The following is a 20002-nucleotide window of genomic DNA, read 5'->3' on the forward strand; positions in this document are numbered from 1 at the left end:
CGCCCCATGCCAGGCCGGCGCTGCGCGGCCGCCCGGCGACAATGGGCCGCACCGGACGGGCAGGGACCTAACGCCCTCACTTCATATCGTCTAGCCTGAGTTCCATGGCTGCGCCGCGGGGGCGCAGCCTGGCAGAAAGGCACGCCGATGGCCGAAGCAGTCGAGTTTTCCAAGAGTCCAGCCGAAGTACTGAGGGTGGGGTCCGGTTTTTCGCTTGAGAATGTGGATCCCGCTTCAACTCCTGGCTACAGGGGCGTTAAGGCTGACGGCCAGGGGTTGTTGGTTGCCCAGGACGCGAGGCTCAAGGAACTACAGGAGAAGCTTTTCGCCGAAGGCAAGTTCGGCAGCACCAAGCGGCTCCTGTTGATACTGCAGGCCATGGACACTGCTGGCAAAGGCGGGATCGTCAGCCACGTTGTGGGTGCCATGGACCCGCAAGGTGTTCAGCTGAGTGCTTTCAAGGCGCCCTCGGACGAAGAAAAGTCGCACGACTTCCTGTGGAGGATCGAGAAACAAGTACCGGACGTTGGCATGGTGGGCGTGTTCGACCGTTCCCACTATGAGGATGTCCTGATTCACCGTGTCCACGCCTGGGCGGACGCCGACGAGCTGGAGCGGCGGTATGCGGCGATCAACGATTTCGAGGCCCGCCTCGCCGAGCAGGGCACCACCATCGTCAAGGTCATGCTCAACATCAGCCAGGACGAGCAGAAGAAGCGCTTGCTTGCCCGGCTTGACGATCCCAGCAAGCACTGGAAATACAGCCGGACAGACCTCGCCGAAAGGGCGTTCTGGCCTGACTACATGGATGCCTACAACACGGCCTTCGGGAAGACGTCCACGGACATCGCTCCGTGGCACGTGGTTCCTGCCAACAGGAAGTGGTACGCCCGCATCGCTGTCCAGCAGCTGCTTTTGGATGCCCTCGAAGGAATGTCGCTGGAATGGCCGAAGGCGGACTTCGACGTTGCCGCTGAACGCGCCCTCGTCCAGGCATCCTAAGCCGCGCAGGAGGACCGGCTTCTAGTCCGTTCCGGCGGCAGCTGCGCCGTCGTTGTTTGCTTCCCTGGCGGTCGCGAGGCGCCGGCGGGCGCCCTCAAGCCAGTCCTCGCAGCGTTTGGCCAAGGCCTCGCCCCGCTCCCAGAGGGCCAGGGATTCTTCCAAGCTGGCTCCGCCGGCCTCCAAACGGCCCACAACGGCTACGAGTTGTTCCCGGGCTTCCTCGTAGCTCAGGGAGTCCAAGGAGTCCGGTGACGGTGTGGTCGGGTTGATCTCGGTCATGATGGTCCTTTGTGTTCGGCAGGGATACGTGAGTCGACGGCGTGGGATTCCGGCCCGGTAGTCAGCGTTCGGCGATTTCTCCGTGGCCGGTGGACACGGCCCTGAAGCGACCCTCCGCCACGCGAATGGCCAGGGCGCTGCCTTCCGGGGCCTGCCCGGGGCCGCTAACCACCGTGTGCCCCTTCTGGTCCTCGCCGACGAGTTGGACTACGGCATAGCCGCGATCCAGCGTTTTCTGCGGTGAAAGCGCCCTCACCTGTGCGCGCAAGTGGTGGACCTGGTCCAGGGCCCGGAGGACTGCCGTGTTGACGGCCGCGTGGGAACGCCGTTGAAGACGCATGATGTCGTCGGCGCGTGCTGCCACCATTGAATCCGGTGCGGCCAGAACCGGCCTGGATCTCAGCGCATGGAGCCGGTCCGTTTCCCGATCCACCATTCGGCTGATGCTTCGGCGGAGATGGTCCCGTGCCTGGCGCACCATGGCCAGTTCCTCGGCGACGTCGGGAACGATCCGCTTGGCCGCATCAGTGGGCGTCGATGCGCGGAGGTCCGCGACGTCGTCCAGGATGGGCCGGTCGGCTTCATGTCCGATCGCACTGACAACAGGGGTAGTGGCTGCAGCTACCGCACGGATGAGTTCCTCGCTGCTGAAGGGCAGGAGGTCTTCCAAGGCACCGCCACCGCGGGCCAGGACAATGACGTCCACGTGCGGGTCGGCGTCCAGCTTCTTCAAGGCTCCGATGATCTGCGAAACAGCAGTGTTGCCTTGGACCGCAACCTCGCGTACGTCGAATTCAACGGCAGGCCAACGCAGCGCAGCATTGCGCAGGACATCCTTCTTGGCGTCCGAATCCCGCCCGGTGATGAGACCGATGCGGTGGGGGAGCAATGGCAATTTCCGTTTCCGGGATTCGGCGAACAGGCCCTCCGCTGCCAAAGCCTGCCGGAGCCGCTCGATCCGGGCCAGCAGATCGCCCAGGCCCACCGGCCTGATGTCCTTGACTGACATGTTCAGGCGTCCGGTCTTGACCCAGAAGTCAGCCTTGACCAAGGCAACCACACGCGAGCCGCGTTCCAAGGGGATCTTCTGGCGATCCAGGACCGTTGACCACACTGAGGCCGGGAGTGATATTTCGGCGTCCACGTCGCGCAACGTCAGGAACGCGTTGCCACCCCGACGGTTCAGTTCGATGACCTGGCCTTCGATCCATGCTGCGGGGGCTCGCTCGATGTGGGCTTTGAGCTTGCGGGACAACAGTTGCAGCGGCCAAGGATTATCCGGGCTGGTCTCAGCAGCGGTCCCGGGCAGCGTAGACTCCGGCGTTGCATCAGCGGACATGGAGAGTCCGTGTTCGTACCTGGGTCCGTGATTCTGACTGCATGTCTTTGTCCTCGCTAGGGTGCGGCCATGGGTGCGGGCCGGCCTTCCAACTCTATCCATAGCTTTAGCGCCAGGCCCTGACATTTTTCGTATCCTGTGGACAGACCTAGGATGGTGGCACAGACCCCGACACTGAGGATGACTTTGCGCACATTTGTCTCAGCATTGGGCGTGGTTCTCGCCGTACTGCTCACGGCCGTTGCAGTTCCGGCTGCGTGGGTGGACCAGACCATCGTCCAGGAAACGGGTTTCGTCCGTTTGGCCGGCGCCTTGGGCAGCGATCCTGAATTCCAGAGCCAGCTGGCAACCGCCGCCGTGGGAACTTTCGAATCCTCGGTCAGCCTCCCGGGGCCAATCCAAAACTTGGCTGCTGACGCGCTGCGGAACGCCGCGTCCGGCATGCAATCCTGGAGCGACTACCCGCAGGCATGGGAAGAAACCGTAAGAAACAGCCACCGGCTCAATTTCACTGCCGGGTCACAGCCCGAGGAGAGCGCGGCAACTACTGCGCTGCTGCTCGACGTCGGTCCCCTCGTCAGGTTGATCCGGGATCATTTCGCCACGGCCACAGGAATCAGGCTTGATGTTCCGTCGGAAAGCCTGGTGTCGCTGGGGGAGCCTTCCCACCGGCAGCTCATTGAACGCGTTGCAGCCTTTGCGCCATTGTGGTGGATCGCCGCCGTCGGCGCCGGCGTTTCAGCGCTCTTGGCCCTCGCTGTGGCGCGACGACGGTCCGTGGTGTTGGTGTGGATAGGCCTGGGCGGCCTGGCGCTCGCCGCGCTGTGGACGGCGGCGGGAAACCTTGCCGGTGGAATGATCGGGAAGCTCTCCAGTGCCAACGGGGTGGCCGAACTTTTCAAACAGGAATTCTTGACCGCTGCCAGGACTGGCTTCGGAGAATGGATAGTCATCGCCGCGGTGGCATCAGGGGCACTCCTGGTGGCAGGAGTCATAGCTTGGCTCGTGTCAGGGCGACAACGGTCACGTTCTGCCCAAGCGTAAAGGACTGGCCGGTAGCATAGAGGGATGACCAGCACAGCAGTTTCCATTCCTATGCCCACGGTGCCCCGCAGACGGCGTTCTCCGGAAGAGGTACAGGCGGCGGCTCCCGTCACGGGGCCCAAGAAGGTACTGCTGGCGGCCCCACGCGGTTATTGTGCCGGTGTGGACAGGGCGGTCATTGCTGTCGAGAAAGCCCTTGAGCACTACGGCCCACCCGTCTACGTCCGCAAGCAGATCGTCCACAACGTCCACGTGGTCAGCTCGCTGGAAGAGCAGGGCGCCATTTTTGTCGAGGAAACCGACGAAGTCCCCGAAGGCGCGCTGGTGATCTTTTCCGCGCATGGTGTCTCGCCGGCCGTGGTCCAGTCCGCGGAGGACCGTGGTCTTCGGACCATCGACGCCACCTGCCCTCTGGTGACCAAAGTCCACAAAGAAGCTGTTCGCTTCGCCAAGGAAGACTACGACATCCTCCTCATCGGCCATGAGGGCCACGAGGAAGTCGAAGGAACGGCTGGTGAATCTCCGGAACACATCCAGATCATCAACGGTCCGCACGAGGTAGACAAGGTCACCGTCCGAGATCCCGAGAAGACCATCTGGCTGTCGCAGACCACCCTGAGCGTGGATGAAACCATGGAGACCGTTCGCCTGCTGAAGGACCGGTTCCCTACGCTCCAGGATCCGCCCAGCGACGACATTTGCTACGCCACCACCAACCGGCAGGTGGCCATCAAGAAGATCGCACCGCAGGCCGATCTGGTCATTGTTGTCGGGTCGGCAAACTCTTCCAACTCGGTACGCCTGGTTGAAGTGGCCCTTGAATACGGTGCCCGGACCTCCTACAGGGTGGACTTTGCCAATGAGGTGGATGAAGCATGGTTTGAGGGTGTGGCCACCGTCGGCGTGACCTCAGGAGCCTCTGTCCCCGAGGTACTCGTCAAAGATGTTTTGCGCCTCCTGGCTGACTACGGCTATGGCGAAGTCCAAGAAGTGGTCACGGCAGAGGAAGACCTCCTGTTCTCGCTCCCCAAGGAGTTGAGGGCTACTCTCAAGAAGGCCGGCGACGTCTCCCGCGCCCTTGGCGGACGTGGAAACCGACCCACCTCCTAACAAGGCTCCTCCTAACAAGGCTGACATCCGAGCCGACCCGCTGTGGACACTCTCTCTTGCGAGAATGTCCACGGCGGGTCGCTCTCTTTAAGCCGTCACCTAGGCCGCAGACTCGCGGTCTTCCCTGTCCTCGTGAGCGCCCACCGGTTCGCTCTGCTCGTAGGAGTCGACGGCCAGCAACTCAGGGGCCGCCAGAGCCCGGGGAACGGCCTCGATGGACATTGGCGCGGCCAGCCCGGCATCGTCCATGGTGTTGAGTTTCCGTGCGGTCGGGAGGACCCGGGCTTCCAGGGTGCCGACCATCGCGTTGTAGCGGTCTACCGAGGTCTTCAGGGAGCTGCCCAGCTTGCCAACATTCTCACCGAGGGTGCCCATGCGCTCATAGAGCTGCTTGGCGAGCTCGAAGAGCTCGTGGGCGCTGTCCGTGAGGACATCCTGCCGCCAGGTGAAGGCTACCGATTTGAGGACAGCCAACAGCGTTCCCGGCGATGCCAGGACGACATTCCTGGACAGTGCATGCTCCAATAGGGCGGGGTCGGCTTCAAGGGCGGAGGCCAAAATGGATTCTGCAGGCAGGAAGCAGATGACCAGCTCGGGGGAGTTCCCTGGGATGTCCCAGTACTTCTTGGCGGCCAGGGCGTCGATATGAGCCTTGAGGGCCTTGGCGTGCTGCGCCAGCAGCGTCTTTGAGTCATGGTTCGTGGAGGGAGTCACCGATTCGCCGAACGATCCGTCTCCGTGCACCTGCTCTTGTGCGGAGAGGTATGAAGCCAGGGGGACTTTGGCGTCCACCACCAGCTGCTTGCCGCCGGGCAGTTGCACCACCAGGTCCGGGCGCAGTGTGTTCTCGGTCCGCCCGGAATGAACTTGCTCGAAGAAATCGACATGGCGGAGCATGCCGGAGGCCTCAACCACCCTGCGCAGCTGGACCTCACCCCACTGGCCGCGGGCACTGTTGGAACGGAGCGCCGAGGCCAGGGCGTGAGTAGACCGAAGGAGCTGTTCGTCGGACAACCGGGCGTCCTGGAGTTGCTGGGCAAGCTGGCCGTATTGCTCCACCCGGTCACGCTCCAGTAGCGATACCTGTTGCTGCACAGCCGTTAGCTTCTCGGCAACAGGTCCCAGGGCACGCAGGACGCTGCCGTCGGAGTTCCTGGCCGCGTTTAGTTCACGGTTCTGCGTGAACAGCAGGCGGCGTTCGGCGTCGGCGGCGGCGAGCTGCGCCGACACATCTGAAAGCCGTGACGAAACGGCGTCGAAGTCTTCCTCCAAGGCGGCGCCCCGGCGTCGGAAGACCACATAACCCGCCGCGAGACCCACAGCGGCGCCTATCAGCAGCATGAGCAGGGCTAAAAGCAATCCAAATCCATCCATGTGGCAACCCTGTCACAGGGGTACGACAGTTTTAGCGACTGCGCCCCGCTGGCCGCCGTGGCACGAACAAGCGCACTCAACTTCCCAACGGGTAGAATCAATGCTCGTGGCTCTTACTATTGGCATCGTCGGACTGCCCAACGTCGGCAAATCAACCCTTTTCAACGCACTGACCCGCAATCAGGTGCTCGCTGCGAACTATCCGTTCGCAACGATCGAACCAAATGTCGGTGTCGTGAACCTGCCGGATCCACGGCTGGCGAAGCTGGCAGAGATCTTCGGTTCGCAGAAGTTGCTGCCCGCGCCGGTGTCCTTCGTGGACATCGCCGGCATCGTGAAGGGTGCGTCCGAGGGCGAAGGCCTGGGCAACAAGTTCCTCGCAAACATCCGCGAGGCCGAGGCAATCGCACAGGTTGTCCGCGTGTTCGATGACCCCGATGTGATCCACGTGGACGGCAAGGTTGACCCGGGCTCCGATATGGAGACCATTAACACCGAGCTCATCCTGGCCGATCTTCAGACCATCGAAAACGCCATCCCGCGCATCGAAAAAGAAGTAAAGATCAAGAAGCGCGAGGCTGCTGAGCTCGCTGCCATCAAGGCCGCCCAGGCTGTGCTTGAACGCGGCGACACGATCTTCTCGTCCATCAAGAGCGACAAGCTGGAGATGGCCCATCTCAAGGAACTTGGCCTTTTGACCGCCAAACCCTTCATCTATGTGTTCAACGCGGATGAAGGGATTCTTGGAGACCCGGCCAAGCAGGACGAACTGCGGGCACTGGTTGCTCCGGCAGATGCCATCTTCCTTGATGCGAAGCTTGAATCCGACCTCGTTGAATTGGACGAGGAAGAGGCCCGCGAGATGCTGGAGATGAACGGCCAGACCGAATCCGGCCTGGACCAGTTGGCACGCGTTGGTTTCCACACCTTGGGGCTGCAGACCTACCTCACCGCCGGCCCCAAGGAAACCCGGGCATGGACCATCCGCCAGGGTGACACGGCACCGCAGGCAGCCGGTGTGATCCACTCCGACTTCCAGCGTGGCTTCATCAAGGCTGAAGTTGTCTCCTTCGATGACCTCGTCGAGGCCGGCTCCATGTCCGAGGCGAAGTCCCGCGGCAAGGTCCGGATCGAAGGCAAAGAGTACGTCATGGCCGACGGCGATGTTGTGGAGTTCCGCTTCAACGTCTAGGACGCAACACAACTCCCACGTTGAGGAGGGCCCCGGTTCGAAAGAGCCGGGGCTCTTTTTGTGCCAAAAACTGTCCTGTCCTGCTGTCAGACAGCGAATATTACCACCGAGTAGCGTTTGACTTGAAATCCCCGGCAATTTAGGCATCTGGAGGTTGCGGAACGGTTACAGTTTGGCCATCAAGTCCCAACATCCGGACACAATGTGGGTAGGCTTACACACACATGTTGGCAACGTCACAGTAGGAAACTGTGCCTGTGCCTGGGGGAGATCTCGAGTTTTCCCTGTTCAACTCCACGACTCATAGGAGGCGGAATGCGTTTCTCGCGCACTTCCAAAGCTCTAGGCGTAGCGGCGATTATCGCCCTCGCAGTGACCGGTTGCGGCGGCGGTGGCGGCAGCAACACGAACAGCTCTGCCGCAGCTGACCCGAACAAGGTCATTTCCGCATACAGCAACGAACCGCAGAACCCGCTGCTGCCGGCCAACACCAACGAGGTGTACGGTGGCCGCGTGGTAGAGCTGCTGTTCGAGGGTCTTCGCGCCTACGACTCAGACGGCAAGCCCGTCAACGCACTGGCGGAGTCGATTGAAACCACAGACTCGCAGAACTGGACCATCAAGGTTAAGTCCGGTTCCAAGTTCACCAACGGCGAGCCCGTCACGGCAAAGACGTTTGTTGACTCCTGGAACTTCGCCGCACTGAGCACTAACCTCCAGAACAACGGCTTCTTCTTCGAGTCCATCGAAGGCTACGCCGATGTCAGCGCAGTCACCGAGACCACATCGGCCGACGGCAAGAAGACCTCGACTCCGGCACCGACGGCACAGACCATGTCCGGCCTGGCTGCCACGGACGACCAGACCATCACGGTCAAGCTGACCCAGCCGGAAGCTGACTGGTCCCTGCGACTTGGATACTCCGCCTTCTACCCGCTTCCCTCGGAAGCTCTGAAGGATTCCAAGAAGTTTGGCGAGAACCCGATCGGCAACGGCCCGTACAAGTTCGAGAAGGAAGGCGCCTGGGTACACGACCAGTCCATCTCCCTCGTCAAGAACGCTGACTACACGGGTCCCCGCGCTGCCAAGAACGGTGGCGTGACCTTCAAGTTCTACACCGATCCGGGCCCCGCATACACGGACCTCCAGGCCGACAACCTCGACATCACTGACGTCGTGCCGTCCAACGCACTGAAGACCTACACCACGGACTTCCCGGACCGTAACTCCACGCGTCCGAACGCCAACAACGCCACCCTGAACATCCCGGGCTACAACCCGAACTTCCAGGGTGAAGCTGGAACCTTGCGCCGGCAGGCTCTTTCCCACGCGATCAACCGCGAAGAAATCACCAAGGTGATCTTCAACGGCACGCGCACCCCGGCGACGGAATTCACGGCACCGGTGCTCGACGGCTACAACGATTCCATCCCGGGCAGCGATGTCCTCAAGTTCGACGCCGCCAAGGCCAAGGATCTGTGGGCACAGGCCGAGAAGATCAAGCCGTACGACGGTTCCAAGCCGCTCCTGATTGCCTCGAACACTGACGGTGGCAACAAGGAATGGATCGATGCTGTAGCCAACGGCTTCAAGAACAACCTCGGCATCCAAGCTGAAATCCAGCCGTTCGCCAAGTTTGCTGAAGTCCTGGACCTGCGCAAGTCTCAGTCCCTTCCGGGCCTGACCCGCGCCGGCTGGCAGGGCGACTACCCGTCGCTGTACAACTTCCTCGGACCGGTGTGGGCAACCAACGCCTCTTCCAACTACGAGAAGTACTCGAACCCCGAGTTCGACAAGCTCCTCAAGGACGGCCTTGCAGCCAAGACTCCGGAAGACGCCAACACCAAGTTCAACCAGGCACAGGAGATCCTGTTCAAGGACCTCCCCGGTCTGCCATTGTGGTACCGGGCTACCCCGATCGTATGGAGCAACAATGTCGTCTCAGCTGAAACCGGCTGGAACGGCGGCATTCGCTACTTCGACATCGAAGCCAAGTAGTCCCCAGGATCTGAACTTGCCGTAAGGCAAAGGGGGTCCGGCCAACGCGCCGGGCCCCCCTTGCTTGCTTGGCAGGAAGGCACACATGACACACCAACGCCCAACCACCGAAGAGGGGTGACCCGTGGTTCGCTTCATCTTCCGTAGGCTCCTCCAGGTCATCCCGGTTTTCCTGGGGACCACCCTCCTCGTGTATTACATGGTCTTCGCCCTACCCGGCGACCCGATCGCGGCCCTCTTCGGAGAACGCCAGCCACCGCAGAGCGTCATCGATGCTCTCCGGGCCCAGTACAACCTGGACCAGCCATTCTGGGTTCAATATGGGCTCTTCATCAAGAACTTGTTCACCTTCAATCTTGGCGTTGACTTCACTCAACAGCCCATCGCCGATTCCCTGGCCAGGGCCTTCCCTGTGACGGCAATGCTTGCCATCGAAGCCCTCATAATCCAGGCCGTCTTCGGCATTGCTTTCGGTGTCTTCGCCGGACTCAAAAAGGGCAAGCTGTTCGACTCGACGGTCCTCGTCGTCTCGCTCCTGGTGATCGCCGTCCCGACCTTCGTTCTGGGCTTCGTTTTCCAACTCGTCTTCGGTGTCCAACTTGGTTGGGCAAAACCCACAGTGGGTGCCAACGCTGACTGGGGCAACCTGATTCTTCCGGCCGTCGTATTGGGTCTGGTGTCCTTTGCGTATGTGCTGCGGCTTACCCGCGCCTCTGTCAGCGAGAACATGAATGCGGACTACGTCCGTACGGCTACTGCAAAAGGACTTTCGCGTCCCCGCGTTGTAATTGCCCACATTCTCAGGAACTCGTTGATTCCTGTTGTGACCTACCTTGGTGCCAACCTGGGTGGCCTCATGGGTGGTGCCATTGTCACCGAGGGTATCTTCAACGTGCCCGGAGTGGGTAACAAACTTTTCCAGGCCATCCAGCGAAGCGAAGGCCCGACCATCGTTGCCATCGTGAGCGTCCTGGTTTTGGTTTTCGTTATCACCAATCTCTTGGTTGACCTCCTGTACGCCTGGCTTGACCCGAGGATTCGTTATGACCAGTAATACTGAACACTTCGTGGCCCCCGTCGAGGAGACGCCGCTGTTGGCCACTGATGCCGTCAAGACGGATCAGGCGCCCCTGAGCCTCTGGGCGGATGCATGGCGCAAGCTTCGCCGCCGGCCACTGTTCATCGTCTCCTCGCTGCTGATCCTGCTCCTTGTGACGGTAGCCCTCTTCCCGGGCCTCTTCACTAGTGTGGAGCCCAACAGTGACTGCCAGCTGGCAAACTCCGAGGGCCCGCCTACCGCTGGCCACCCGCTGGGCTTCACCCTTCAAGGTTGCGACGTCTATTCCCGCGTGATCCACGGTACGCAGGCTTCCCTGTCCGTCGGTGTCCTGTCCGTGCTTGCCGTCGTCATCATTGGCGTTACTCTTGGTGCGCTGGCCGGCTACTACGGCGGATGGCTTGACGCCGTCCTGGCCCGTCTCGGGGATATCTTCTTTGCCTTGCCGATCATCCTTGGCGCCTTGGTCATCACCCAGCTGCCGCTGTTCCGCGAGAACAGAAGCGTGTGGACAGTGGTCCTGACGATATCCCTGCTTGCGTGGCCCCAAATGGCACGTATTACCCGAGGCGCTGTCATCGAAGTCCGCAATGCAGACTTTGTCACAGCGGCCCGGTCACTGGGTGTTTCCAAGTTCGGTGCCCTGGTCAAGCATGCGCTGCCGAACGCTTTGGCACCCGTGATCGTCCTTGCCACGCTTGAACTGGGCGTGTTCATCGTCCTGGAAGCCACCCTGTCCTTCCTGGGTGTCGGGCTACCCGGCAGCGTGATGTCGTGGGGTAACGACATCTCCGCGGCCAACGCGTCTATCCGGACCAACCCCGGAATTCTGCTCTACCCGGCAGCTGCCCTGTCCATCACCGTCCTGAGCTTCATCATGCTTGGCGACGCCGTCCGCGATGCTCTTGATCCCAAGAGCCGTCAGCGCTAAGGAGGCGACCATGACTTCTGCCAACATCAGAATTGATGAAGCCACTGCACCAGTACGGCCCATCCTGGAGATCAAGGACCTGGCCATCACCTTCAAGACCGGATCCGGTGAGGTCAAGGCGGTTAAAAACGCCCACCTGTCGATCATGCCTGGCGAAACGGTAGCCATTGTGGGGGAGTCGGGTTCAGGAAAGTCGACGACGGCACTGGCTGCCATCGGTCTCTTGCCCAACAATGGTCGCGTCTCGGGCGGGCAGATCCTGCTCGACGGCGAAGACATTGCCCACGCTTCGGAAAAGCGCATGATCGAGCTCCGCGGCAGCCACATCGGCATGGTTCCCCAAGACCCCATGTCCAACCTGAACCCGGTGTGGAAGATCGGCTACCAGGTTAGGGAAACCCTGAAGGCCAATGGTCGTCCGGACGGCCCGGAGGACGTGGCCCGCGTACTTGCGGAAGCCGGCCTTCCGGATGCTGCGCGGCGCGCCAAGCAGTATCCGCATGAGTTCTCTGGTGGCATGCGCCAGCGCGCACTCATCGCCATTGGCCTGAGCTGCCAGCCCAAGCTCCTGATCGCCGACGAGCCAACGTCTGCGTTGGATGTTACGGTGCAGCGCAGGATACTGGACCACTTGGACAAGATGACCACTGAGCTTGGGACTTCTGTTCTGCTCATCACCCACGACCTCGGCCTTGCGGCTGAACGCGCGGACAAAGTGATCGTCATGTACCAGGGCAACGTTGTTGAGGCCGGTCCCTCGCTGGAGCTCCTGCGCAACCCGCAGCACCCGTACACCCGCCGCTTGGTGGAGTCGGCACCGTCGCTTGCGTCGCGCCGTATCCAGGTGGCCAAGGAACAGGGTGTGGAAGCCGGAGATCTTCTGGCACCCGTGGCGGCTGCTCAGGACCGTGCCCAGGATGAGGTCCTGCAGATCAAAAACCTGCGAAAGATCTACAAACTGCGTCAGGGGCTTGGCCAGACGTCCGATTTCGCTGCAGTTGACGACGTCAGCTTCGCTGTTAAACGCGGGACAACCACAGCAATTGTGGGGGAGTCCGGATCGGGCAAGTCCACTGTTGCCAAAATGGTGCTGCAACTGGAAAAGCCCACTGAGGGCCAGATCGTTTTTGACGGTGTGGACACGGCGGGACTTAAAGGCAAGGAACTCTTCAAGTTCCGTCGTCGCGTGCAGCCCATCTTCCAGGACCCTTACGGCTCTTTGGATCCGATGTACAACATCTTCAGGACCATCGAAGAACCGCTGCGCGTCCACAAGATCGGCAACGCTGCCAGCCGTGAGAAGAAGGTACGCGAGCTCTTGGATCAGGTGGCGTTGCCCCAGTCCATGATGCAGAGGTACCCGAACGAGCTCTCCGGTGGTCAACGCCAGCGCATTGCGATCGCACGTGCCCTCGCTTTGGACCCCGAGGTCATCATCTGCGACGAGGCCGTTTCAGCCCTCGACGTCCTTGTGCAGGCACAGGTCCTCAACCTGCTCGCTGATCTGCAGGACAACCTCGGGCTGACGTACTTGTTCATCACGCACGACCTCGCAGTGGTGCGGCAAATTGCCGACCATGTTTGCGTGATGGAAAAGGGCAAGCTGGTGGAAACCGGCAGCACGGATGATGTCTTCGACAATCCCCGTGAGGCCTACACCCAGGCCCTCCTGGATGCCATCCCTGGTGGTTCGCTGCTGCTGCCGCCCGCGGTGGCCTGACCGGCGTCGTACTTTTCATAGGCAGTAAAGAGCCGGTGGTTCCCCACAAGGGAACCGCCGGCTCTTGTTGTCATTGCCCCATTGTGAGGCCCAGTGCGGCGAGCTCGCGTGCCAGGACGACGCCCAGCTTGGCGTGCCCCGACGGCTTCATGTGCACGCCGTCCTGGAGGTCGCCGATCGCGTTGTAGCGTGTCAGCCAGTCGCCCGCGCTCACGAAAGGAATGCCGTGTTTGGCAGCTATGCGGCCGAGCAAGGCGTCTACCTCGGTGCGGCGGCCGCCGCCGTTGCTTGCCCCGCGGGCCAAGGTTCCGACCATCGCCAGAGTGGCACCTGGATAACGCTTCTTGAGTGCGGCCAGCAGGCGTTCGGCGTTGCCGGTGATCTGGACGTCGGTGGCACGCTGCGTGGCATCGTTGCCGCCGCCTTCCACTACGATCAGCGGCGGATCCCCGTAGGGCAACACCCAGTCCCCGCGCTGCAGCGCGTCGATGTAATTGCCGGTCTTGCCGTTAGTGGCAACGTATCCGGTGCCGCCCATGCCCACGACGTGCAACTTGTAGCCCAAGGCCGCGATGGCCTGTTGGGGCCACGAGTCCTTGGGCATTGCCTGGGAATCGCCGATCAGGACAGCCGTGTGGCGCACATCGGCGAGAACCAGTTCGTTGCGGTTGTTTGCCGGGTTCTTGTATAGGGAGCCCACCGGTAAGTTCAGGGCACTGGCTTCAGGGGCCACCCTCAAAGGCTTGTCCGAGGCAGCTGTCTGCGCGGGTGCGGGCGCGGCTGATCGAGAGGGGTCACTGGTTGATACTGGGCTTGGTCCGCAGCCCACCAACAGAACGCCCGTGGCGATCAGTGGTGCGAGCATGCGGAACGCGGCCGAAGTCTGTCGCATCGATGGTCTCCGTGTGGCACTGTGTCTGCTGCCATCATGGGGCACCGGCGCAGGAAAATCCAGCATCTGGACTTGTAGTTACAAAAGCGTCATCCGTGTGAGCAGTGCCACATCCTGGCCCTGAATGGCTTGCTTTTTAGGCTCATAAATGCAACTGCGTTTAGACTTGTGTTAGGTGCCCTGTGTCCCGGGGTCTTTTCGCTGTGTGTTCCGATCAAGTCGATCAGGTATGCGCGCGGATACAAACAGCTGACTTCACCACTGAAACGAGTCATTAACGCATGTCTGAAACCATCACCAACACTGCGTCGCGGAGCGATCTGCGCAACGTCGCGATCGTCGCACACGTTGACCACGGTAAGACCACCCTGGTTGACGCCATGCTCAAGCAGACCAACTCCTTCGCTTCCCATGGTGAGGTTGAGGACCGTGTCATGGACTCCGGTGACCTGGAACGCGAAAAGGGCATCACCATCCTCGCCAAGAACACCACGGTTGCTTACAACGGCCCGTCGTCCAATGGCGAGACCATCACCATCAACGTCATCGACACCCCCGGCCACGCCGACTTCGGTGGCGAGGTAGAGCGCGGTCTCTCCATGGTTGACGGCGTCGTCCTGCTGGTCGACTCCTCCGAGGGTCCCCTGCCCCAGACCCGCTTCGTGCTCCGCAAGGCCCTTGCCGCGCACCTGCCGGTCATCCTCCTGGTCAACAAGACCGACCGTCCCGACGCCCGCATCGACGAGGTTGTCCACGAGTCCATGGACCTGCTCCTGGGCCTGGCTTCGGACCTCGCGGACGAAGTTCCGGACCTGGACCTGGACAAGGTCCTCGAAGTTCCCGTCGTCTATGCAGCCGCCAAGGTTGGCCGCGCATCCCTGGAACAGCCGGCCAACGGCTCGGCTCCGGACAACGAGGACCTTGAGCCCCTGTTCAAGACCATCATCGAGCACATCCCGGCTCCTACGTACAACCCGAACGGCGTGCTGCAGGCACACGTGACCAACCTGGACGCTTCGCCGTTCCTTGGCCGCCTCGCCCTGCTGCGCATCTACAACGGCACGCTCCGCAAGGGCCAGACCGTAGCTTGGGCGCGGGCAAACGGTGAGCTCAAGAACGTCAAGATCACCGAACTGCTGGCTACCAAGGCACTGACACGCGTTCCTGCCGAAGAGGCCGGTCCCGGCGAAATCGTCGCCGTCGCCGGTATCGAGGAAATCACCATTGGTGAAACCCTCACGGACGCCGAGAACCCGCAGCCGCTGCCGTTGATCACCGTGGATGATCCCGCGATCTCGATGACCATCGGTATCAACACCTCGCCGCTGGCCGGCAAGGTCAAGGGTGCCAAGGTCACCGCGCGCCAGGTGAAGGATCGCCTGGACAAGGAACTGATCGGTAACGTCTCCATCAAGGTTCTGCCCACCGAGCGTCCCGACGCCTGGGAAGTCCAGGGCCGTGGCGAGCTCGCCCTGGCCATCCTGGTCGAGCAGATGCGTCGCGAAGGCTTCGAGCTGACTGTCGGCAAGCCGCAGGTTGTTACCAAGACCATCGACGGCAAGATCCACGAGCCGATGGAGCACATGACCATCGACGTCCCCGAAGAGTACCTCGGTGCCGTTACCCAGCTCATGGCAGCCCGCAAGGGCCGCATGACCAACATGGCCAACCATGGCACCGGCTGGTGCCGCATGGAGTTCATCGTTCCGGCCCGTGGCCTGATCGGCTTCCGCACCAAGTTCCTCACGGACACCCGTGGCGCCGGTATCGCAGCTTCCATCTCCGAGGGCTACGAGCCGTGGGCCGGTCCCATCGAATACCGCACCAACGGTTCGATGATCGCCGACCGCGCCGGTGTTGTGACGCCGTTCGCCATGATCAACCTGCAGGAGCGCGGTTCCTTCTTCGTGAAGCCAACCTCCGAGGTCTACGAAGGCATGATCGTGGGCGAGAACTCCCGCGCCGACGACATGGACGTCAACATCACCAAGGAAAAGAAGCTCACCAACATGCGTGCAGCTTCCTCCGACACCTTCGAGAACCTGACGCCGCCGCGCGATCTGACCCTGGAAGAGTCCCTCGAATTCGCCCGCGAAGACGAGTGCGTCGAGGTCACGCCGGAGGACATCCGTATCCGCAAGCTCATTCTTGACTCGAACGAGCGCGCCAAGGCCAACCGCGCACGCGCCAAGGCATAGCCTGCACCGGACTGAACAAGTCAGGAACAGCTGAATGAAGAGAGGAGTCGCCGGTGCGGCCCGTGGCATTGCCGCGGCCGTACTGGCGGCTCTTTTCGTTGCTGCGGCAGGTACGGCACTGCACCGGCAGGCGGTGCTGTGGTCCGGCGTCGAGGTCCCTTGGGGCGTTGCTGGCGCGTTGTTGCTGCTGGCGTCTGTCCAGTTGTGGCTGGCAGCCTGGTCACGGTCCGTGATTCCGACGGCGGTGGCCGGCGTAGTGACTTATGCTGCAGTTGGAGTGTTGTCCGCTGGCGGACCCGCCAAGCAACTGGTGTTGGGCGACGTCGTCGGCAACGTTTGGGTCTTTGGTATAGGTGTGGTCACGCTGGTCATGCTCGTTGCCGCCGGACGCTTATGGCCGCGAGCAGCCCGTGCGTCCGTAGGCCCAGCCGGCAGCCGTTAGGGCCGCTTGCGGCGGGGTGGGGGTGGCGGAACCATTTTCGCCGCGATAACCATCGCCAAGGGGATCTCGACGTCGGATGTCCGGGTTCGGACCGTGCAACTGCTTTCGCTGGTGTCCAGCAGGTAGCCCAGGGCGTCCGTCAGGCCGTCGTCGATCCTGTAGCGGACCACCACCCGAGTACCTGGCTCGGCAGTCAGTAAGAATTGTCGGGGCGGCAAATGCGGGGGAGTCACCGTTTCATACTAAGACGCGGGCTAGGTTGGCGTCAGAACACTGTTGGATAATAGGCTCGGAAGTTGAGTGCCCGGCATGATGCCGGCAGTATTACCCCGGCCATCGCCGGGACAAACCGTGGAGAGGTCTGGGACGTGACGTACGTAATCGCGCAGCCGTGTGTGGATGTCAAGGACAAGGCATGTATTGAAGAATGCCCTGTCGATTGCATTTACGAAGGTGAGCGTACCCTCTACATCCACCCCGATGAGTGCGTGGACTGCGGTGCTTGCGAGCCCGTGTGCCCGGTTGAGGCCATCTACTACGAGGATGACACCCCCGAAGAATGGGCTGACTACTACAAAGCCAACGTCGAGTTCTTTGACGACCTCGGCTCACCGGGCGGGGCTGCAAAGATCGGCAACACGGGCAAGGACCACCCGTTCATCGTGGCGCTGCCCCCGCAGAACCAAGACCACTAAGGGCGGTTGTTTCCTTGATTTCCGCGGCACCGGCCTTTGGCTTGAACCTGCCCGACTATCCGTGGGAGGCCATGGCGCCGTACGTTGCCACGGCCGCCAAGCATCCCGGCGGGGCTGTGAATCTTTCCATCGGGACACCGGTGGACCCCACTCCCGAGCTGATTCGCGATGCACTTGCTGCCGCCTCAGACGCTCACGGCTATCCCACCGTCCACGGCACTGAGCCGCTGCGCCAGGCTGTTGTTGACTGGTTTGCCAGCCGCCGTGGCGTACCGGGTTTGGATCCCAGGGACGTCATGCCCACGGTCGGTTCCAAGGAGCTTGTGGCTTGGCTTCCGTTCCTGCTCGGTTTGAGCGCAGGGGACGTCGTTGTCCGGCCCACAGTGGCCTACCCGACCTACGATATCGGCGCCGCGTTGGCTGGTGCCACGGCTGTTGCCGCAGACAGCCTCGATGAGCTGGATCCGGCCACCCGGGCCAAGGTGCGTCTCGTGTGGATCAACTCTCCGGGCAACCCTACGGGCAGCGTCCGCGATGTCGAATCCCTCCGTGGCATCGTCAGCCAAGCACGCGAACTCGGAGCGGTGGTGGCCTCGGACGAGTGCTATGCCGAACTGGGGTGGGGTGAATGGGACGCGCAGCGCGGGGGAGAAGCTGTCCCCAGCATCCTGGACCCGCGTGTCACAGGAGGCTCCACGGACGGCCTGTTGTGCGTCTACTCACTGAGCAAGCAGTCCAACCTCGCTGGCTACCGCGCCGCCTTCGTGGCTGGCGACACCGCGATCGTGGCCAACCTGGTCAACAGCCGCAAGCATGCGGGCATGATCGTTCCCTATCCTGTGCAGGAAGCCATGCGGGTGGCCCTGGGCGATGCCGGGCATGTCCTGGCGCAGAAGGACCTTTACCGAGGCCGTCGCGAGCGGATCCTTCCCGCGCTGGAAAAGTTCGGATTGCAGATCCACGAATCCAAGGCCGGGCTTTATCTGTGGTCCACGGCCGGCGAAGCCACGTGGGACACGGTAGCCCGTTTCGCTGATCTGGGCATCGTGGTGGGCCCGGGCGTCTTTTACGGCGACGCCGGCAACGGCTTCATCAGGGTGGCGCTTACGGGCAGTGACGAGCGCATCGATGCGGCCGTGGAACGGCTTGGCAACGGCGCATAACAATGCTGTGACTTGCAGCACTATTAGCGTCATTCCGCCAGTAACCGGACGGCACGGATTAGTTCCGTAGGGTTACTGGCGGTAGCTTTTTAACTGACTATCAATGGTGGCCTTCACTAAGAAAGCACTTCGGCCGTTGGAGCCCTGCAACAGTAGGGCCGAAGGCGGCGACACCAGAAGTTGGTTGGACAAGCGTTCGATAGAGGCCCAAAGGCCTCATGAAGGGGACTCCATGACTGAGACCACCAGCGCAACACTGCGCCATGCCGGCGGCGAACTCGAACTGCCGCGCATCCAGGTTGTAGAAGGAAACGAAGGTTACGACGTTTCCAAGCTGCTGAAGCAGACGGGCGCCGTTGCCTATGACCCCGGCTTCATGAACACGGCGGCCACCACCTCGGCCATCACCTACATCGACGGCGACGCAGGCATCCTGCGCTACCGCGGCTACCCGATCGAGCAGCTCGCTCAGCACTCGAGCTTCCTCGAAGTTTCCTACTTGTTGATCTATGGAAACCTTCCGACCCCCACGGAGTTGGAAGAGTTCGATCAGCGCATCCGCCGCCACACGCTCCTGCATGAGGAACTCAAGGGCTTCTTCGGCGGCTTCCCGCGCGACGCACACCCCATGCCGGTGCTTTCTTCGGCGGTTTCAGCGCTGTCCACGTTCTATCAGGACTCGCTGGATCCCTTCAATGCCGAACACGTGGAAGTTTCCACCATCCGTCTCATGGCCAAGCTGCCGGTTATTGCCGCTTACGCCCACAAGAAGTCCATCGGCCAGCCGATGCTGTACCCGGACAACTCCATGAACCTGGTGGAGAACTTCCTCCGCCTGAGCTTCGGCCTTCCGGCCGAGCAGTACGAGATGGATCCGGTGGTCGTCAAGGCCCTGGACCTCCTCCTCATCCTGCACGCCGACCACGAGCAGAACTGTTCAACCTCCACCGTGCGCCTGGTGGGCTCCTCCAACGCGAACCTCTTCGCTTCGGTGTCCGCCGGCATCAACGCCCTCTTCGGCCCCGCCCACGGTGGCGCCAACGAGGCCGTGCTGAAGATGCTCCGCCAGATCCAGGCCGACGGCATCAAGCCCGAGGACTACATGGAGAAGGTCAAGAACAAGGAAGACGGCGTCCGCCTCATGGGCTTCGGACACCGCGTCTACAAGAACTACGACCCCCGCGCCAAGATCATCAAGGCAACGGCCCACGAGGTTCTCAGCAAGCTCGGCGGCAACGACGAACTGCTGGACATCGCCATGCGCCTCGAAGAGAAGGCCCTGGCTGACGATTACTTCATCCAGCGCAAGCTGTACCCGAACGTCGACTTCTACACCGGCCTCATCTACAAGGCCATGGGTTTCCCGGAGAAGATGTTCACCGTGCTCTTCGCCATCGGACGCCTCCCGGGCTGGATTGCCCAGTGGCGCGAAATGATCAACGATCCCCAGACCAAGATCGGCCGTCCGCGGCAGCTCTACACAGGGGAGCCGGAGCGCAACTACCCGGCCAACTAGTACCAAGCCATTAACGACGGCGGCCGCCCACCTCGCGCGAGGTGGGCGGC

General features: G+C 61.8%; 18 protein-coding genes. 13 read left to right on the forward strand and 5 right to left on the reverse strand.

Annotation, left to right across the window (positions count from 1 at the left end):
- The first annotated feature begins 147 nt into the window (after positions 1-147).
- Complete coding sequence (locus tag ACFRJ9_RS23415) at positions 148-1002, forward strand: polyphosphate kinase 2 family protein (protein ID WP_377673184.1); 855 nt, start codon at positions 148-150, stop codon at positions 1000-1002.
- Between the two features lie 21 nt (positions 1003-1023).
- Here ACFRJ9_RS23415 and ACFRJ9_RS23420 read toward each other — a convergent pair whose 3' ends face one another.
- Complete coding sequence (locus ACFRJ9_RS23420; RefSeq protein ID WP_377673186.1) at positions 1024-1281, reverse strand: exodeoxyribonuclease VII small subunit; 258 nt, start codon at positions 1279-1281, stop codon at positions 1024-1026.
- Positions 1282-1342: 61 nt separating this feature from the next.
- A complete protein-coding gene (gene xseA / locus ACFRJ9_RS23425) occupies positions 1343-2620 on the reverse strand; it encodes an exodeoxyribonuclease VII large subunit (protein ID WP_377673189.1) in 1278 nt (425 codons plus the stop codon).
- 180 nt (positions 2621-2800) lie between these two features.
- Between xseA and ACFRJ9_RS23430 the strand changes: the two genes are divergently transcribed.
- On the forward strand, positions 2801-3664 hold the full coding sequence (locus ACFRJ9_RS23430; RefSeq protein WP_377673191.1) for a hypothetical protein: 864 nt from the start codon (positions 2801-2803) through the stop codon (positions 3662-3664).
- Between the two features lie 24 nt (positions 3665-3688).
- Positions 3689-4774, forward strand: coding sequence for a 4-hydroxy-3-methylbut-2-enyl diphosphate reductase (locus ACFRJ9_RS23435; RefSeq protein ID WP_377673193.1), 1086 nt, complete (start codon positions 3689-3691; stop codon positions 4772-4774).
- 99 nt (positions 4775-4873) lie between these two features.
- Here the strand turns inward: ACFRJ9_RS23435 and ACFRJ9_RS23440 are convergent, their stop codons facing one another.
- The gene (locus ACFRJ9_RS23440) at positions 4874-6148 is read right to left on the reverse strand and encodes a DNA recombination protein RmuC (protein WP_377673195.1); all 1275 of its coding nucleotides are present in this window, start codon (positions 6146-6148) and stop codon (positions 4874-4876) included.
- A 106-nt stretch (positions 6149-6254) separates the two neighbouring features.
- Here ACFRJ9_RS23440 and ychF point away from each other — a divergent pair, with 106 nt between their 5' ends.
- The 5 genes from ychF (at position 6255) to ACFRJ9_RS23465 (ending at position 13046) form a co-directional block, all read left to right on the forward strand.
- Positions 6255-7340: a redox-regulated ATPase YchF gene (gene ychF / locus ACFRJ9_RS23445; protein ID WP_377673198.1), complete on the forward strand. Its 1086-nt coding sequence runs from the start codon at positions 6255-6257 to the stop codon at positions 7338-7340.
- Between the two features lie 315 nt (positions 7341-7655).
- Positions 7656-9338, forward strand: a complete 1683-nt coding sequence (locus tag ACFRJ9_RS23450; protein ID WP_377673202.1) for an ABC transporter substrate-binding protein — start codon at positions 7656-7658, stop codon at positions 9336-9338.
- Positions 9339-9462: 124 nt separating this feature from the next.
- On the forward strand, positions 9463-10392 hold the full coding sequence (locus ACFRJ9_RS23455) for an ABC transporter permease (RefSeq protein ID WP_377673204.1): 930 nt from the start codon (positions 9463-9465) through the stop codon (positions 10390-10392).
- On the forward strand, positions 10382-11326 hold the full coding sequence (locus ACFRJ9_RS23460) for an ABC transporter permease (protein ID WP_377673206.1): 945 nt from the start codon (positions 10382-10384) through the stop codon (positions 11324-11326). The genes ACFRJ9_RS23455 and ACFRJ9_RS23460 overlap by 11 nt, the downstream gene beginning before the upstream one ends.
- Before the next feature lie 10 nt (positions 11327-11336).
- The gene (locus ACFRJ9_RS23465; protein WP_377673208.1) at positions 11337-13046 is read left to right on the forward strand and encodes a dipeptide ABC transporter ATP-binding protein; all 1710 of its coding nucleotides are present in this window, start codon (positions 11337-11339) and stop codon (positions 13044-13046) included.
- 70 nt (positions 13047-13116) lie between these two features.
- Here the strand turns inward: ACFRJ9_RS23465 and ACFRJ9_RS23470 are convergent, their stop codons facing one another.
- On the reverse strand, positions 13117-13938 hold the full coding sequence (locus ACFRJ9_RS23470; RefSeq protein ID WP_377673211.1) for an SGNH/GDSL hydrolase family protein: 822 nt from the start codon (positions 13936-13938) through the stop codon (positions 13117-13119).
- Between the two features lie 281 nt (positions 13939-14219).
- On the opposite strand from ACFRJ9_RS23470, the gene typA reads away from it, so the two are divergent.
- Positions 14220-16136, forward strand: coding sequence for a translational GTPase TypA (typA, locus tag ACFRJ9_RS23475; RefSeq protein ID WP_377673213.1), 1917 nt, complete (start codon positions 14220-14222; stop codon positions 16134-16136).
- A gap of 34 nt (positions 16137-16170) precedes the next feature.
- Positions 16171-16578: a hypothetical protein gene (locus ACFRJ9_RS23480; protein ID WP_377673216.1), complete on the forward strand. Its 408-nt coding sequence runs from the start codon at positions 16171-16173 to the stop codon at positions 16576-16578.
- Here ACFRJ9_RS23480 and ACFRJ9_RS23485 read toward each other — a convergent pair.
- The gene (locus tag ACFRJ9_RS23485; RefSeq protein WP_377673218.1) at positions 16575-16811 is read right to left on the reverse strand and encodes a hypothetical protein; all 237 of its coding nucleotides are present in this window, start codon (positions 16809-16811) and stop codon (positions 16575-16577) included. The two genes, ACFRJ9_RS23480 and ACFRJ9_RS23485, sit on opposite strands and share 4 nt — an antisense overlap.
- Before the next feature lie 135 nt (positions 16812-16946).
- Here ACFRJ9_RS23485 and fdxA point away from each other — a divergent pair, with 135 nt between their 5' ends.
- The 3 genes from fdxA (at position 16947) to ACFRJ9_RS23500 (ending at position 19952) form a co-directional block, all read left to right on the forward strand.
- Positions 16947-17273, forward strand: a complete 327-nt coding sequence (gene fdxA, locus ACFRJ9_RS23490; RefSeq protein WP_377673225.1) for a ferredoxin — start codon at positions 16947-16949, stop codon at positions 17271-17273.
- Positions 17274-17287: 14 nt separating this feature from the next.
- Positions 17288-18436 carry a succinyldiaminopimelate transaminase gene (gene dapC / locus ACFRJ9_RS23495; RefSeq protein WP_377673220.1) on the forward strand — a complete coding sequence of 383 codons (1149 nt, stop codon included), beginning with the start codon at positions 17288-17290 and terminating at the stop codon, positions 18434-18436.
- A 232-nt stretch (positions 18437-18668) separates the two neighbouring features.
- Positions 18669-19952, forward strand: coding sequence for a citrate synthase (locus ACFRJ9_RS23500; protein WP_377673223.1), 1284 nt, complete (start codon positions 18669-18671; stop codon positions 19950-19952).
- The last annotated feature ends 50 nt before the right edge of the window (positions 19953-20002 follow it).

The organism is Paenarthrobacter sp. NPDC056912 (assembly GCF_042786555.1).
GTDB lineage: Bacteria > Actinomycetota > Actinomycetes > Actinomycetales > Micrococcaceae > Arthrobacter.

Coding starts and splice junctions, on each gene's coding strand:
- ACFRJ9_RS23415 (WP_377673184.1), top strand. CDS start 148: ATGGCCGAAGCAGTCGAGTTTTCCAAGAGTCCAGCCGAAGTACTGAGG.
- ACFRJ9_RS23420 (WP_377673186.1), bottom strand. CDS start 1,281: ATGACCGAGATCAACCCGACCACACCGTCACCGGACTCCTTGGACTCC.
- xseA (WP_377673189.1), bottom strand. CDS start 2,620: ATGTCCGCTGATGCAACGCCGGAGTCTACGCTGCCCGGGACCGCTGCT.
- ACFRJ9_RS23430 (WP_377673191.1), top strand. CDS start 2,801: ATGACTTTGCGCACATTTGTCTCAGCATTGGGCGTGGTTCTCGCCGTA.
- ACFRJ9_RS23435 (WP_377673193.1), top strand. CDS start 3,689: ATGACCAGCACAGCAGTTTCCATTCCTATGCCCACGGTGCCCCGCAGA.
- ACFRJ9_RS23440 (WP_377673195.1), bottom strand. CDS start 6,148: ATGGATGGATTTGGATTGCTTTTAGCCCTGCTCATGCTGCTGATAGGC.
- ACFRJ9_RS23450 (WP_377673202.1), top strand. CDS start 7,656: ATGCGTTTCTCGCGCACTTCCAAAGCTCTAGGCGTAGCGGCGATTATC.
- ACFRJ9_RS23460 (WP_377673206.1), top strand. CDS start 10,382: ATGACCAGTAATACTGAACACTTCGTGGCCCCCGTCGAGGAGACGCCG.
- ACFRJ9_RS23465 (WP_377673208.1), top strand. CDS start 11,337: ATGACTTCTGCCAACATCAGAATTGATGAAGCCACTGCACCAGTACGG.
- ACFRJ9_RS23470 (WP_377673211.1), bottom strand. CDS start 13,938: ATGCGACAGACTTCGGCCGCGTTCCGCATGCTCGCACCACTGATCGCC.
- typA (WP_377673213.1), top strand. CDS start 14,220: ATGTCTGAAACCATCACCAACACTGCGTCGCGGAGCGATCTGCGCAAC.
- ACFRJ9_RS23480 (WP_377673216.1), top strand. CDS start 16,171: ATGAAGAGAGGAGTCGCCGGTGCGGCCCGTGGCATTGCCGCGGCCGTA.
- ACFRJ9_RS23500 (WP_377673223.1), top strand. CDS start 18,669: ATGACTGAGACCACCAGCGCAACACTGCGCCATGCCGGCGGCGAACTC.